The organism is Arthrobacter sp. Soc17.1.1.1 (genome assembly GCF_036867195.1).
Taxonomy (GTDB): Bacteria; Actinomycetota; Actinomycetes; order Actinomycetales; family Micrococcaceae; genus Arthrobacter_D.
Map to the genome: position 1 here is coordinate 2,707,417 of NZ_JBAJII010000001.1, position 15,039 is coordinate 2,722,455.

General features: G+C 69.1%; 13 protein-coding genes. 3 read left to right on the forward strand and 10 right to left on the reverse strand.

The window, feature by feature from the left end:
- Nucleotides 1-30: 30 nt before the first annotated feature.
- The 3 genes from V6S67_RS12505 to fdxA form a co-directional block, all read right to left on the reverse strand.
- Entirely contained in the window at nucleotides 31-1,314 is a 1,284-nt protein-coding gene (locus V6S67_RS12505) for a citrate synthase (RefSeq protein WP_334210550.1), read from the reverse strand.
- Between the two features lie 123 nt (nucleotides 1,315-1,437).
- Entirely contained in the window at nucleotides 1,438-2,637 is a 1,200-nt protein-coding gene (dapC, locus tag V6S67_RS12510; protein ID WP_334210551.1) for a succinyldiaminopimelate transaminase, read from the reverse strand.
- The gene (fdxA, locus tag V6S67_RS12515; RefSeq protein ID WP_049829022.1) at nucleotides 2,638-2,964 is read right to left on the reverse strand and encodes a ferredoxin; all 327 of its coding nucleotides are present in this window, start codon (nucleotides 2,962-2,964) and stop codon (nucleotides 2,638-2,640) included.
- 144 nt (nucleotides 2,965-3,108) lie between these two features.
- Here fdxA and V6S67_RS12520 point away from each other — a divergent pair, with 144 nt between their 5' ends.
- Together V6S67_RS12520 and V6S67_RS12525 are read left to right on the forward strand one after the other, a co-directional pair.
- Complete coding sequence (locus V6S67_RS12520; RefSeq protein ID WP_334210552.1) at nucleotides 3,109-3,348, forward strand: putative acetyltransferase; 240 nt, start codon at nucleotides 3,109-3,111, stop codon at nucleotides 3,346-3,348.
- 52 nt (nucleotides 3,349-3,400) lie between these two features.
- The gene (locus tag V6S67_RS12525) at nucleotides 3,401-3,895 is read left to right on the forward strand and encodes an ArsR/SmtB family transcription factor (protein WP_334210553.1); all 495 of its coding nucleotides are present in this window, start codon (nucleotides 3,401-3,403) and stop codon (nucleotides 3,893-3,895) included.
- Nucleotides 3,896-3,955: 60 nt separating this feature from the next.
- On the opposite strand, the gene V6S67_RS12530 is transcribed toward V6S67_RS12525, so the two are convergent.
- The 7 genes from V6S67_RS12530 to V6S67_RS12560 all read right to left on the reverse strand — a co-directional run bounded on the left by V6S67_RS12530 (nucleotide 3,956) and on the right by V6S67_RS12560 (nucleotide 14,324).
- Complete coding sequence (locus V6S67_RS12530) at nucleotides 3,956-4,477, reverse strand: hypothetical protein (RefSeq protein WP_334210554.1); 522 nt, start codon at nucleotides 4,475-4,477, stop codon at nucleotides 3,956-3,958.
- Nucleotides 4,478-4,495: 18 nt separating this feature from the next.
- Entirely contained in the window at nucleotides 4,496-6,412 is a 1,917-nt protein-coding gene (gene typA, locus V6S67_RS12535) for a translational GTPase TypA (RefSeq protein WP_334210555.1), read from the reverse strand.
- 265 nt (nucleotides 6,413-6,677) lie between these two features.
- Entirely contained in the window at nucleotides 6,678-8,432 is a 1,755-nt protein-coding gene (locus V6S67_RS12540; protein WP_334210556.1) for an ABC transporter ATP-binding protein, read from the reverse strand.
- Nucleotides 8,429-9,445, reverse strand: a complete 1,017-nt coding sequence (locus tag V6S67_RS12545; RefSeq protein ID WP_334210557.1) for an ABC transporter permease — start codon at nucleotides 9,443-9,445, stop codon at nucleotides 8,429-8,431. The genes V6S67_RS12540 and V6S67_RS12545 overlap by 4 nt, the downstream gene beginning before the upstream one ends.
- Nucleotides 9,438-10,364: an ABC transporter permease gene (locus tag V6S67_RS12550; RefSeq protein WP_104049511.1), complete on the reverse strand. Its 927-nt coding sequence runs from the start codon at nucleotides 10,362-10,364 to the stop codon at nucleotides 9,438-9,440. The genes V6S67_RS12545 and V6S67_RS12550 overlap by 8 nt, the downstream gene beginning before the upstream one ends.
- Before the next feature lie 135 nt (nucleotides 10,365-10,499).
- On the reverse strand, nucleotides 10,500-12,146 hold the full coding sequence (locus V6S67_RS12555) for a peptide ABC transporter substrate-binding protein (protein ID WP_334210558.1): 1,647 nt from the start codon (nucleotides 12,144-12,146) through the stop codon (nucleotides 10,500-10,502).
- A 288-nt stretch (nucleotides 12,147-12,434) separates the two neighbouring features.
- On the reverse strand, nucleotides 12,435-14,324 hold the full coding sequence (locus tag V6S67_RS12560; protein ID WP_334210559.1) for an ABC transporter ATP-binding protein: 1,890 nt from the start codon (nucleotides 14,322-14,324) through the stop codon (nucleotides 12,435-12,437).
- Nucleotides 14,325-14,413: 89 nt separating this feature from the next.
- Here V6S67_RS12560 and V6S67_RS12565 point away from each other — a divergent pair, with 89 nt between their 5' ends.
- Nucleotides 14,414-15,034: a PH domain-containing protein gene (locus V6S67_RS12565; RefSeq protein ID WP_334210560.1), complete on the forward strand. Its 621-nt coding sequence runs from the start codon at nucleotides 14,414-14,416 to the stop codon at nucleotides 15,032-15,034.
- The last annotated feature ends 5 nt before the right edge of the window (nucleotides 15,035-15,039 follow it).

The window sequence follows — 15,039 nt, forward strand, 5'->3', positions numbered from 1 at the left end:
CCGTCGTACGCGGGGATCAGTGCGCGGGGATCAGTGCGCGGGGTAGTGGCGCTCCGCCTCGCCCGTGTACAGCTGGCGGGGTCGGCCGATCTTCGTCTGCGGATCCTGCATCATCTCGCGCCACTGGGCGATCCAGCCCGGCAGGCGGCCGATCGCGAAGAGCACGGTGAACATCTTCTCGGGGAACCCCATGGCCTTGTAGATCAGGCCCGTGTAGAAGTCCACGTTCGGGTACAGCTTCCGCTCGATGAAGTAGTCGTCGGCGAGCGCCTTCTCCTCGAGCCGCATCGCGATGTCGAGCAGCTCGTCGTTGCCGCCGAGCTTGCTGAGGATGTCGTGGGCGGTGGCCTTGACGATCTTCGCGCGCGGGTCGTAGTTCTTGTAGACGCGGTGCCCGAAGCCCATGAGCTTCACGCCGTCTTCCTTCTTCTTGACCTTCTCCATGAAGTCCTCGGGCTGCATGCCCTTGGCCTGGATGTCGCGCAGCATGTTGAGCACGGCCTCGTTGGCACCACCGTGCAGCGGTCCGAACAGCGCGTTGATGCCGGCCGAGACGGAGGCGAACATGTTGGCATTGGAGCTGCCCACGAGGCGCACGGTGGACGTCGAGCAGTTCTGCTCGTGGTCGGCGTGCAGGATGAGCAGCAGGTCGAGCGCCTTGACCATCATCGGGTCCAGGTCGTACGGCTCGGCGGGCAGGCCGAAGGAGAGCCGCAGGAAGTTCTCCACGAGGTTCATGGAGTTGTCCGGGTACAGCATCGGCTGGCCGATGGACTTCTTGTGCGCGTAGGCCGCGATGACGGGCAGCTTCGCCATGAGGCGGAACGTGGAGAGTTCCACCTGCTCGTCGTCGAACGGGTCCAGTGAGTCCTGGTAGAACGTGGACAGCGCAGAGACGGCGGAGGACAGCACGGGCATCGGATGCGCGTCACGCGGGAACCCGCCGAAGAAGCCCTTGAGCTCCTCGTGCAGGAGGGTGTGGCGGCGGATGCGCCCGTCGAACGCGCTCAGCTCCTCAGGGGTCGGCAGGTTGCCGTAGATGAGGAGGTAGGAGACCTCGAGGAAGCTGGAGTTCTTCGCGAGCTCCTCGATCGGGTACCCGCGGTAGCGCAGGATCCCGGCATCGCCGTCGATGTACGTGATCGCGGACGTGGTGGCCGCGGTGTTCATGAAGCCGGGGTCGAAGGTGACCTGGCCCGTCTGCTTCAGCAGTTTCGACACGTCGTAGCCGTTGTTGCCCTCGACTGCGGGCACCAGCGGGAGGCTGAGCTTCCCGCCGTCGTAGTGCAGGGAAGCAGCATTGTGCTCGGTCATTGGTTCTCCTTCAGGAGCTGGAGCGAGGTCGTCGCCACAAATCATCACTACGCAGGAGGACGTACGTCACTCCAGGAACAGCACATTCAGCGACAAACGCTACCGTCAGCGGGCCCCTGAGCACTAATCCTGCTGCCCATCCCCGCCGGGGGCAAGAGGGCCGCCCCTACGGGGCCCCGCCCCGGCCAGGCGAGCGGCGGCCGCCGCGACCCGCTCGTCGCTGCCCGTGAGCGCCACGCGGACGAAGCCCTGCCCCGCGTCGCCGTAGAACGTCCCGGGACCGGCGAGGATCCCGAGCCCGGCGAGCCAGCCGATGGTGTCCCAGGTGGGACCGCCGTCGGACGCCCACAGGTACAGGCCCGCGGCGGATCCGCTGATCGTGAAGCCGGCCGCCTCCAGGGCGGGGACGAGCAGCGCGCGGCGACGTCGGTACCGGTCCTTCTGCTCCGCGACGTGCGTGTCGTCCCCGAGGGCCGCGCGCATGGCCTCCTGGACGGGTCGGGGCACGATCATGCCCGCATGCTTCCGGGAGTTCACGAGGTTGGCGATGATCGCGGGGTCGCCGGCCGTGAAGGCGGCCCGGTACCCGGCGACGTTCGACTGCTTGCTCAGCGAGTAGACGGCCAGCAGGAGCTCGTGGGACCCCCCGCAGACCCGCGGGTCCAGGACGCTCGGCACCGGCTCGCCGCCCTCGGCCGGATCCCACCGGCCCCAGCCGAGCTCGCCGTAGCACTCGTCCGAGGCGACGACGGCCCCGAGGGACCGTGCGTCGTCGACGACGGCCCGCAGGGCGTCGACGTCGAGGACCTCACCCGTGGGATTGCCCGGCGAGTTGATCCAGACGAGGCGCACGCGGGACCGGACGTCGTCCGGGAGGTCGGCGAGGGAATCGGCGGGCACCGGCGTGGCACCCGCGAGGTGCGCACCCATGTCGTAGGTGGGGTAGGCGACCGTGGGGCGCACGACGACGTCGCCCGCACCCAGACCGAGCAGCAGCGGCAGCCATGCGACCAGTTCCTTCGAGCCGACGGTCGGCAGGATGTCCAGCGGGTCGAGCCCGGGCACTCCCCTGCGGCGCGCGAACCAGCTGCTGATCGCCTCGCGGAGGGCCACCGTGCCGTGCGTGGTGGGGTAGCCGTGCGCATCGGACGCCGCGGCCAGCGCGGAGCGGATGAGCTCCGGCGTCGGGTCGACCGGGGTGCCGATGGACAGGTCCACCACGCCGTCCGCGTGCCGCGACGCGGTGTCCTGGTAGGGCGCCATGGCGTCCCACGGGTAGTCCGGCAGCTGCAGGCCGAAGGGCTTCGGCTCCCCGGACCTCACCTAGGCGGGCTGGTTCTGCGGCGGCAGGGCCGCGATGATCGGGTGGTCGAAGCCCGTGTTGCCGACCTTGGCGGCACCACCGGGCGAGCCGAGGTCGTCGAAGAACTCGACGTTCGCCTTGTAGTACTCGGCCCACTGCTCGGGGGTGTCGTCCTCGTAGTAGATCGCCTCGACGGGGCAGACGGGTTCACACGCACCACAGTCCACGCACTCGTCGGGGTGGATGTAGAGCGACCGCTCGCCCTCGTAGATGCAGTCGACAGGGCACTCCTCGATACAGGCCTTGTCCTTGACGTCCACGCAGGGCTGCGCGATTACGTAGGTCACGTCCCACGCCTTTCGTTGAATCCGGGGTCGGCTGCCGCACCCTCGGTGCGGTTCCCAGCTTAACGCACCCCTCCCGGCGGCCGGACCACGGCTCACGCGGCGCCGGGATGCCCGCCCGGCCGGCCGGGGGCCTACCCTTGACGGGTGCAGACTCCCGCCGGCCTCCTCGCCTCGCTCCCCCTGACCACGCGGGTGGTGGTGCGGCGGCGCCTCGGAGACGGGTTCACGGACTCGCTCGGGGACCTCGTGGCGCTGGATGCGACCACGTGCACCGTGCGGACGCGCAGGGGCGACGACGTCGTCGTGCTGGCCGACATCACGGCGGCGAAGGCCGTGCCGCCCGCGCCCCCACGCCGTGCCCCGAGGCGCCCGCCCTCCTCCTGACGCAGTGATTGGGACCGTCAATCACTCGACGGATGTCCCGTATGATCGGCAGATGGACACCGACGAGGACCTCCAGGCGCGCGGCCGGGCGCTCAGCTCCCCTGTCCGGCTCCGCATCCTGCGCCTGTGCCTGCACAAGCCGCGGACCAACAAGGAGATCGCGGAGACGCTCGAGCTCAACCCGGCCACCTCGCTGCATCACGTGCGTACCCTCCTGTCCACCGGCTTCCTCGCCGCGGACGACGCCCGCACCGGCAACCGCGGCGCGAAGGAGATCCCGTACCGTGCCACGGGGCTGTCCTGGCAGACGCGCATGCCGAACTCCGCCCCCGTGCTGGTCGAGACGTTCCTGCAGGAGATCGAGGGGCTGCAGCCGTCCGAGATCGACGTGTGGCGGCTCGGTGTCCGCCTGAACGACGAGCACCGCGCCGAGATGATGGGGCGGGTCCGCGCGGTCTTCGAGGAGTACGCGCAGCGCGGCCCCGACCCCGACGGGACGGCGACGTCGGTCATGCTCGCGCACCACCTGGACCGCGCTGCCGACTGATCCGGGGAGCGCGGGCCCGATGACGTGGCATCGCCCGGGGCGGTACCTGCCGCGGGGGTCCTACCGACGGGCCGGACGCAGCAGGATGCTGCCGGCCACGACGGCTGCCAGCGTCACCACGAGCACACCGAAGAGCCAGAGGTTCCCGGCGAGGGCCGTCCCGGGGGCGGCGTCCGAGGTCCCCGTGAGGATCAGGGTCTTCGACGACGTCGAGAGCAGCGCCACGGCACCGTAGGCGACGGCGCCGGCCACGGCCGACATGATGATGCTCCGTGCCCAGAGCCCGCAGAGCAGGAACAGGCTGCCGGCGAGCACCAGCGCTGCCGCCGCCCCGACCGGGAGCCCCGTCGAACCCACGTGGACCACCTGGCCGTGCAGCACGGTGCCGAAGACGGCCGCGACGATCCCGGACGCGGCTGCGGCGACGACGGCGGCCGGTCGGCCCGGTGACCGGGCCGCCGTCACCGCAGTGCCTGTGTCGCCGGTGTCACCGGTCTCACCTGCGGCGTCCGCGGGGACGACCGGGAACGCCGAACGCCGGCCCTCCCCCACAGGGGAAGAGCCGGCGTCGTCGTGTGCCATGGTGCCGGGCGCCGCAGGTCAGGCGCGGGCGCGTGAACGCGACGCGCGCATGCGCTCGTTGGCGTCGAGGATGACCTTGCGGATGCGGATGGACTCCGGCGTGACCTCGACGCACTCGTCCTCGCGGGCGAACTCGAGCGACTCCTCGAGGGTGAGGTTGCGCGGCGGGGTCAGGTTCTCGAAGGTGTCCGAGGAAGCGGCACGCATGTTGGTGAGCTTCTTCTCCTTCGTGATGTTGACCTCCATGTCGTCCGCGCGGGAGTTCTCGCCGACGATCATGCCCTCGTACACCTCGGAGGTGGGCTGCACGAAGAACGAGCCGCGTTCCTGCAGGTTGATCATCGCGAACGGGGTGACCACACCGGCGCGGTCGGCGATCATCGACCCGTTGGTGCGGTACTCGATGTCACCGGCCCAGGGCTCGTAGCCCTCGGAGATCGACGCCGCGATACCGGCGCCGCGCGTGTCCGTGAGGAAGCGGGTGCGGAAGCCGATCAGGCCGCGGGCGGGCACGATGAACTCCATGCGGACCCAGCCGGTGCCGTGGTTGGCCATGTTGGTCATGCGTCCCTTGCGGGCGGCCATGAGCTGCGTGACACCGCCGAGGTACTCCTCGGGCACGTCGATGGTCATGTGCTCCATCGGCTCGTGGATCTTGCCGTCGATGGTCTTGGTGACCACCTGGGGCTTGCCGACGGTGAGCTCGAAGCCTTCGCGGCGCATCTGCTCCACGAGGATGGCCAGCGCGAGCTCGCCGCGGCCCTGGACCTCCCACGCGTCGGGACGCGCGGTCGGCAGCACGCGGAGCGAGACGTTGCCGATGAGCTCCTTGTCGAGGCGGTCCTTGACCTGGCGTGCGGTGACCTTCGCGCCCTTGACCTTGCCGGCCAGCGGCGAGGTGTTGATACCGATGGTCACGGAGATCGCGGGATCGTCGACGGTGATGAGCGGCAGCGGCTGCGGGTTGTCGACGTCGGTGAGGGTCTCGCCGATGGTGATGCCCTCGATGCCGGCGACGGCGACGATCTCGCCCGGCCCGGCGGAGTCGGTGGGCACGCGGTCGAGCGCCTTGGTGGCGAGGAGCTCGGTGATCTTGACGGTCTTCAGCTCACCGTTCTGGCGGGCCCAGGCGACCTGCTGGCCCTTGCGCAGGGTGCCGTTGAAGATGCGCAGCAGCGCGAGGCGGCCCAGGAACGGCGAGGCGTCGAGGTTGGTGACGTGGGCCTGGAGGACACCCTCGGGGTTGTAGCGGGGTGCGGGGATGTGGTCGATGATCGTCTGGAACAGGGGCTCCAGGTTGTCGTTCGACGGCACCGTCCCGTCCGCGGGCTGCTCGAGCGATGCGGCGCCGGCGCGGGCGGCGGCGTAGACCACGGGGACGTTGAGGATCGCGTCGAGATCGAGGTCGGGCACCTCGTCCGCGAGGTCGGACGCGAGACCGAGGAGGAGATCCATCGACTCGCTGACGACCTCCTCGATGCGGGAGTCGGGGCGGTCCGTCTTGTTGACCAGCAGGACCACGGGGAGCTTGGCCGCGAGGGCCTTGCGGAGCACGAAGCGGGTCTGGGGCAGGGGGCCCTCGGACGCGTCGACGAGCAGCACGACGCCGTCGACCATGGACAGGCCGCGCTCCACCTCGCCGCCGAAGTCGGCGTGGCCGGGGGTGTCGATGACATTGATGGTGATCGTCTCGCCCTTGGCGGCCGGACCGTCGTAGAACACCGTGGTGTTCTTCGCGAGGATGGTGATGCCCTTCTCGCGCTCGAGGTCACCCGAGTCCATGACGCGGTCGGCCACGTCGCCGTGGGCCGCGAACGAATTGGTCTGCTTCAGCATGGCATCGACCAGGGTGGTTTTTCCGTGGTCAACGTGAGCCACGATGGCTACGTTGCGGAGATCGCTGCGGACAGCGGTGTTGCCTGTGGTTTCAGACATGCGTGATTACTCAATTCGGTATCTACTGCGGGGAAATTGACGGCGGCTGCACTGCACGCCCTCTTACCAGTCTAGGGGACACGTCAAAAACAGACCTAATGCTCCGTGTCAATGGGCGCCCGAATCCGCTGTGGGCGCAGCCGCGACGGCCGGGACGGGGCGGCGGCGTGGTGGCCGCGGGCCTGCCCGATGACGGAACGGCGACGGCGGCCCTCCGGATGGAGAGCCGCCGTCGGTACTGCCGGTGCTGCCTGTGTCCGCGCGGCTATGCCACCTCGGGAGGCAGGACGAGCCCGGCCCCGGGGATGGCGGCGAGGAGCGCCTGCGTGTAGGCGGTCTTCGGGTTGTCGAAGACCTCGTCGGTGGTGCCCTGCTCCACGAGCCGGCCCTTCTCCATCACGGCCACGTGGTCGGCGATCTGGCGGACCACCGCGAGGTCGTGCGTGATGAACAGGTAGCTCAGGCCGAGGTCCGACTGCAGGTCGGCGAGCAGGTTCAGGATCTGCGCCTGCACCAGCACGTCGAGCGCCGAGACGGCCTCGTCGCAGATGACCACCTCGGGATCCAGGGCCAGGGCGCGGGCGATGGCGACGCGCTGGCGCTGGCCGCCCGAGAGCTCGTTCGGGAAGCGCTGCATCATCGAGGACGGCAGGGCCACCTGGTCGAGCAGCTCGCGGACCTTCTTCTCCCGGCTCTTCGCGTCGCCGACCCCGTGGACACGGAGCGGCTCCTCGATGGTGCGGTAGATGTTGTACATCGGGTCGAGCGAGCCGTACGGATCCTGGAAGATCGGCTGGACGCGGCGGCGGAAGTCGAACATCTCCTTCCGGCCCAGGGTGGTGATGTCCACGCCGTCGAACCGGATGCTGCCCGACGTCGCCCCCTCGAGCCCGAGCACCATCTTCGCCACGGTGGACTTGCCCGAGCCGGACTCGCCCACCACGGCGGTGGTGGTGCCGCGCGCGATCGAGAAGGAGACCTTGTCCACGGCGGTGAAGTCGGTGGACTTGCCCCAGCTGCCGCGGATCTTGAAGACCTTCGTCAGGTCCTCGACCTCGATCACCCGGTCCAGCGACGGACCCTTCGCGACGGCGGGAGCGAGGAGGTCCTCGGTCTCGACGCCGGCCTTCTTCGCGGACTCGATGCGGCGCGACGCGATGGACGGTGCCGAGGCCACGAGCTTCTGCGTGTAGGGGTGGCGCGGGTTGGTGAGGAGCTCGAGCGCCGGGCCGGCCTCGACGACCTGCCCCTTGTACATCACGATCACCTTGTGCGCGCGCTCGGCGGCGAGGCCGAGGTCGTGCGTGATGAGCAGCACGGCGGTGCCGAGCTCCTCTGTCATCGTGTCGAGGTGGTCGAGGATCTGCCGCTGCACGGTGACGTCCAGGGCCGACGTCGGCTCGTCGGCGATGAGCAGGCGCGGGCGGCAGGACAGCCCGATGGCGATCAGCGCACGCTGGCGCATGCCGCCGGAGAACTCGTGCGGGTACTGGTTGGCGCGCGAGGCGGCGTCGGGCAGTCCCGCCTCCGAGAGGACCTTCGCGACGTCCTGGGGACCGCTCGGCAGGCCGTTGGCCCGCAGCGTCTCCCTGACCTGGAAACCGATCTTCCACACCGGGTTGAGGTTGGACATCGGGTCCTGCGGCACCATGCCGATCGAGGAGCCGCGGAGCTCGATGATGCGCTTCTCCGAGGCGTGGGTGATGTCCTCGCCGTCGAAGATGATGCTGCCGTTGGACACCCGCCCGTTGCCGGGCAGGAGGCCGATGGCGGCGAGGGCGGTGGTGGACTTGCCCGAACCGGACTCCCCCACGATCGCGACGGTCTCGCCGGGCATGACGGTCAGGTGCGCGTTGCGCACCGCCGGCACGTCGCCGTTCGACGTCGTGAAGGTGATGGCGAGGTCGCGGAGCTCGAGCAGCGGCTGGACGCCGTGCGACGCGGCGGCGGCCGCCGTGTCGTTGCGGGCGGCGCGGCGGCCGCCCGATCCGGCCGGTGCGTTGCTGGTGCTGTGGCTCATCGTTTGCGTGCCTTCGGGTCGAGAGCGTCACGCAGGGCGTCGCCCAGCATGATGAAGCTCAGAACGGTGATCGACAGGGCGAGGCCCGGCCAGAAGATCGCCATGGGGTTGCTGCGCAGCGAGGGCTTGGCCGAGAAGATGTCGTTGCCCCACGACATGACCTCGGGCGGCAGGCCGATGCCGAGGAAGGACAGCGTCGACTCCGCGACGATGAACGTGCCGAGCGAGATCGTCGCGATGACGATGACCGGCGCGAGCGCGTTCGGGATGACGTGCTTGACGAGGGCGCCGAGCGGGGACACCCCGAGCGAGCGCGCCGCCGTCACGAAGTCTGCGTTGCGGACCTCGATCACCGCGGCACGCGTGATCCGGGCGATCTGCGGCCAGCCGAAGGCCACGAGGATCACGACGAGCGTCCACACGTTCCGGTTCTGCTGGAACACGGGCAGCTGCACCACGACGATGGCGCCGAGGATCAGCGGGAGCGCGAAGAAGATGTCACCGATGCGGGCGAGCACGGCGTCGATCCAGCCGCCGAAGAAACCGGCCAGCGCGCCGATGAGGCCGCCGATCAGAACCACGCCGAGCGTGGCGAACAGGCCGACGGTCAGTGAGGACTGCGTGCCGTGCACCACGCGGGAGAGGATGTCGCAGCCCTGGACGGTGAAGCCGAGCGGGTGTCCCGGGGCGGGACCGCCGTCGGAGTTCTCGAGCAGGCAGTTCTCGTTCGGCGGCTCGTTCGTGAAGAGCCCGGGGAACAGCGCCACGAAGATGACCGCGAGGATCAGGATCGCGCTGATGATGAACAGCGGCTGCTTCCGCAGGCTCCGCCATGCCTCGCCCCAGAGGCTGCGGGGCGCGGCGTCGGACACCGCGCTGTCGGTGGCCCGTACCGGCGTCTCGTCGAGGTCGGCGACGAAGTGCTCGATCGGGTAGGCGGACCGCTTGGTGCGTGCCGCCGGCGTGGGTGCCACGGTCGCGGCGGCCTCGATGGGTGTTGTCGGTTCAGGCATATCGAATCCTTGGGTCCAGCCACGCGTACAGGAGATCCACCAGCAGGTTCGCCAGGCAGAAGATGAGGATCAGGAACGTGACGATCGAGACGACCATCGGTCCGTCACCGTTGAGCACGGCGCGGTAGAGGGTGTTGCCGACCCCGTTGACGTTGAAGATGCCTTCGGTGACGATCGCGCCGCCCATGAGGGCGCCGAGGTCGGCGCCGAGGAAGGTCACGACGGGGATCAGCGAGTTGCGGAGGACATGCACGACGACGACGCGCCTGCGGCTGAGGCCCTTGGCCGTCGCCGTCCGGACGTAGTCCGCGTTCACGTTCTCGATGATGCTCGTGCGGGTCAGGCGCAGTACGTAGGCGAAGGACACCAGCCCGAGGACCACGGCCGGGAGCAGGAGCTCCGTGAAGGTGGCGTCGCCGCTCACCGTCGGATTGGTCCACTGCAGCTTGACCCCGATGAGGAACTGCATCAGGAACCCGAGCACGAAGATGGGGACCGCGATGACGATCAGGGACAGCACGAGGACGGAGGAGTCGAAGATCCTGCCCTTGCGCAGGCCCGCGATGAGGCCGAAGACGATGCCGAAGACGGCTTCGATGACCAGGGCCATGATGGCGAGCTTCGCGGTGGTCGGGAAGACCTCGGCGATGATCGTGGCGATCGGGCGGCCCGAGAAGTTGGTGCCGAGATCGAACGTCAGCACGCCCTTGAGGTACAGCAGGTACTGGATCCAGAAGGGCTGGTCCAGGTTGTACTGCTCGCGGAGGCCCGCGACGACGGCGGGCGTGCAGCCGCGCTCGCCGCAGATGGCCGCGGTGGCATCGCCGGGGAGGCTGAAGACGAGGAAGTACACCAGCAGCGTGGCGCCGAGGAAGACGGGGATCAGCTGCAGGAAGCGTCGGACGATGTACCAGACCATCAGTGCGCACCTCCCGGTGCGGCGTGCGTCCGGACGGGACGCAGTGAGGGGTTGCTCATGAGGTGTTGAACCTTTTCGTTGGAGCACGGAAAAGGGGCCCGCCCTGTGCCGGGCGGGCCCCGAGACCGCTAGGGGTTACTTGCCGGTGATGGCGTAGTAGAGCGGAACACCGTTCCAGCCGAACTCGACGTTGTCCACGTTGTTGCTCCAGCCGCCCTGGGCGACCTGGTACCACAGCGGGATGGCCGGGAGGTCCTCGAGGAGCTGCTCCTGGGCCTGGTTCATGGCCTCGTTGCCCTCCTCGACGGAGCTGGCGGCGAGTCCTTCGGTCAGCTGCTGGTCGAACTCGGGGTTGCTGTAGCGGGCATCGTTGGACCCGGCGCCGGTGGCGTAGATGGGTCCGAGGAAGTTGTACAGCGACGGGTAGTCGGCCTGCCAGCCGGCGCGCAGGGCACCCGAGAGGGTCTCCTCCGTGGCTTCCGTGCGGGCTTCCTTGAAGGTGGCGTACGGCTTGCCCGAGATCTCGATGCCGAGGTTGTTCTTGATGTTGTTCACCACGGCCTCGACCCACGTCTTGTGGTCGCCCTTGTCGGCGTTATAGCCGATGGTCAGGGGCTGCGACTCGTCGTAGGGCGCGATCTTCTCGGCCTCGGCCCAGAGCTTCTTGGCCTCGTCCGGGTTGTACTCGAGGTTCTCGCTGCCGGGCAGGTCCTCGCTGTAGCCGTCGAGGACGGGGGCGGTGAAGTCCTTGGCAGGCGTGCGGCCGTTGTTGAAGATGACCTCGGTGATCTCGTCACGGTTGATGGCCATCGACAGTGCCTGGCGGCGGAGCTTGCCGGCCTCGCCGTCCCAGTTCGGGAGGTAGTACGGGATGGCGATGGTCTGGTTGCCCGCGTACGGCGACTCGATGGAGCGCTCGCCGAGGTCGTTCTTGAAGTTCTTGATGTCGCTCGTCGGGATCGTCTTGAGGACGTCCAGGTTGTCCGAGATCAGGTCCTGGTAGGCCGTGGTGTCGTTCTGGTAGATCTTGAACGTCACACCGGCGTTCTGGGCGGCCTGGGGGCCTTCGTACTCGTCGTTCGGGACGAGTTCGATCTGCTGGTTGTGCTGCCAGGCACCCTCGGAGGCGAACTTGTAGGGGCCGTTGCCGATCGGGTTCTCGCCGAACGCGGCGGGATCCTCGAGGGCGGCGGCGGGCAGCGGGAAGAACGCGCTGTAGCCCAGGCGCAGCGGCCAGTCGGACTCCGGCTGCGACAGCTTGACGGTGAAGGTCTGGTCGTCGACGACGGTGAGGCCGCTCATGGTCTCCACGGTGGAGCCCTCGGCGCTGGCCTCGTCGTAGCCCTCGATGCTCTCGAAGAAGTAGCTCGAGAGCTGCGCGTTCTTCGCGGCGGCACCGTAGTTCCAGGCGTCCACGAAGGAGCTGGAGGTCACGGGATCACCGTTGGTGAAGGTCTTGCCTTCCTTCAGCGTGATCGTGTAGGTCTGGGCGTCCTCGGTCTCGATGGACTCGGCCATCTCGTTCTGGGGCTTGCCCTCGGCGTCGTAGCTGACCAGACCCGCGAAGATCAGGTCGAGGATCGCTCCGCCGCCCACCTCGTTGGTGCTGGTGGGGATCAGCGGGTTCTGGGGCTCGGAGCCATCGACGACGATGACCGCGTCCGTGCTGCCGGTGGTGCCGCTGGTGGTGCCGGACTCAGAGCTTCCGCCACCGCATGCGCTGAGTGACAGTGCGGCGAGGGCCGCGATGCTGAGCATCTTGGAAGTGCGCGTGAAACGCATTCCGCCTCCTAGTTATTGGGTCGATCCGGCGCTGATGTGGCCGGGATAGTTGCTCCGCAGACAGCGAGAGCCAACTCACACCGAAAGATCATATGCCCGTTCCGTTGCTTCGTTGAACATCATGTATACAACGGCTCCCAGCGGACTCTCAGCTTCGACCCGGCCCGGTTCTGTTTCCGCAGGCCAGCGCCCCCTGACCCGTTCCATCACACTTTCATAACGAACGTCGGCAAAGATCCCCGAGCACTGTACAGGAGCGGCGGACCACAGGCGGGACCACGGGGCCGTTCAGTCGGTGGAGGCGAGGAGTTTGGCCCTCAGTTCGCGGCGCTCGCGCTGCAGCGCCGGGTCCGGCAGCGGGACCGCGGCCAGCAGGCGCTGCGTGTACGGATCCTGGGGGCGCCGCAGGATCTGGTCCCGGGGCCCCTGCTCCACGATGCGCCCGCGCTTCATCACGCAGATGTGGTCGGCCAGCACGTCCACCACGGCGAGGTCGTGCGTGACGAACAGGCAGGCGAACCCGAGGTCGCGCTGCAGGTGCTGGAAGAGCTCGAGCACCCTCGCCTGCACGGAGACGTCCAGGGCCGACGTCGGCTCGTCCGCGACCATGAGCTTCGGCTTCAGGGACAGGGCGCGTGCGATCCCGACGCGCTGCTTCTGCCCGCCCGACAGCTCGTGTGGGTAGCGGTTCCGGTAGGAGCGGGGCAGTTCCACCTGGTCGAGCAGGGTCTCGATGCGCTTCTGCAGCGCGGCGCCCTTGGCCTCGCCCGCGAGGAGCATCGGCTCGCCGATGCTCTCGCCGATCGGGAGCCGCGGGTTGAGCGACGACGACGGGTCCTGGAACACCATGCCGATGTGACGGCGGACCTTCACGAGCTCGCGGGAGCTGGGCCGGAATCCCGAGATGTCCGTCCCCACGACCCTGAGCGAGCCCTCCGCGACGGGCAGCAACCCGACGGCGGCACGGCCGATCGTCGTCTTGCCCGAGCCGGACTCCCCCACGAGCCCGATGACCTGCCCGGGGTACACGGTCAGGTTCGCCCCCTCGACGGCGCGGAACGCCGGGACGCGGCCCTGCTTGGGATACTCGATCGCCACGTCGACGAGCTCCAGGACGGGGTCTCCGGTGCTCGGCGCCGTCCGGTCCTCCCCCGCGAGCTGCGCGAGCACGTCGCGCTCGCGGCGCTCCAGTTCGTCACGGTCCACGGTCTGCAGCTCGGTGTGGGTCGCTGCGGCGAGCGCGGCCGTGATGTCGACGTCGTCGTTGCCGTCACCCTGCCCGAGGTGCGGCACGGCGGCCAGGAGCGCCCTGGTGTACTCGTGCTGCGGGTGGTTGAAGATCTGGTCCGCGGTGCCGGTCTCCACGATCCGGCCCTTCCGCATGACGGCGATGCGGTCGGCGAGGTCCGCCACCACGCCCATGTCGTGCGTGATCAGGACGATCGCACTGTTGAGCTGGTTCCGCAGGTTGCGCATCAGGTCGAGGATCTCGGCCTGCACGGTGACGTCGAGGGCCGTCGTGGGCTCGTCGGCGATCAGGAGCTTCGGGTCGCAGGACAGGGACTGGGCGATCATCGCGCGCTGCCGCTGCCCGCCCGAGAGCTGGTGCGGGTAGGACCTGAACGCCTTCTCCGGGTCCGGCAGCTCGACCATCTGCAGCAGGCGCAGGGCCCGCTGCCGGGCCTCGTCCGGCGAGATCTCGTTGTGCAGGCGCAGCGTCTCGACGATCTGGAAGCCCACGGTGTAGACGGGGTTCAGCGCCGTCATGGGCTCCTGGAAGATGACGGCGACGTCGTTGCCGCGCACCTCCCGCAGCCTCGCGGCGGGCATGGTGAGGACGTCCTGTCCGTTGAGCAGCACCTCGCCCCTCACGCGGCTGTTCGAGGGCAGCAGCCCCAGCAGCGACATGGAGCTCGCGCTCTTGCCGGACCCGGATTCGCCGACGATCGCCAGCACCTCACCGGCGTGAACCTCGTAGGTCAGGTCGATGGCCGCCGGCACCCACCGCTTGTCCACGCCGAAGTCCACGCAGAGATCGCGGACCTCGAGCACGGGACCACGGCGGGCGGGGCCGTCCGCGCCGTGATCCCCGCGATCCCCGTGGTCCCCGCGATCCCCGTGGTCCCCGTGGTCCCCGTCGTCGCTGCCGCCCGTGCCGCCGATCACCTGGGTGCTCATGAGGGGTCCTCCTTCGTGGCGGAGGCCGCGCGGCTGCGCGTGTGCTCCTGACGGGATGCGCGCGGGTGCGGTACTGGGATCATGGAGCCATGGGAAGCGCGAGGGTGGCCGGGGCCACCGTCTTCAGGCCACGGACCGGTGCCTGGTTCACGGGGGCAGCGGTGCTCGTCGCACTGGGCGGGCTGGTCTCCATCGCGGTGACCGACGGACCTGCCGGCCTGCTCCGCGCCTGGCCGCTCCTCGGCGTCGCCTATGCGGGCTGGTGGCTGTTCTGGTACCCCGTGGTCGTCGTCGCGGAGGACGAGGTCACGGTGCGCAACCCGCTCGCGACCGTCAGGGTCCCGTGGTCGGCGCTGATCGACGTGGACACCCGGTACGCCCTGAAGCTGGTGACGCCGTCGGGCGCCTTCACCGCCTGGGCAGCCCCCGCTCCCGGCGTGTGGGGGACGCATGCCGGCAAGCCCGAGCACGTGACCGACCTGCCGTCCACGAGCTACGGTCCCGGCCGGTCCATCCGCCCGGGGGACTTGAAGAACACCGATTCGGGGTACGCCGCCTACCTCGTGCGGTCGCGCTGGCAGGACCTCGTCGAAGCCGGTGCCATCGACGTCGACTCCCCCGCCCGTGCACACCGCACCTGGAACGGGGCGCTCATCGCCGGCGCCATCGTGCTGGCCGCAGGCGCCGCGGCGGCCGGCCTCGGCTCGTAGGGACG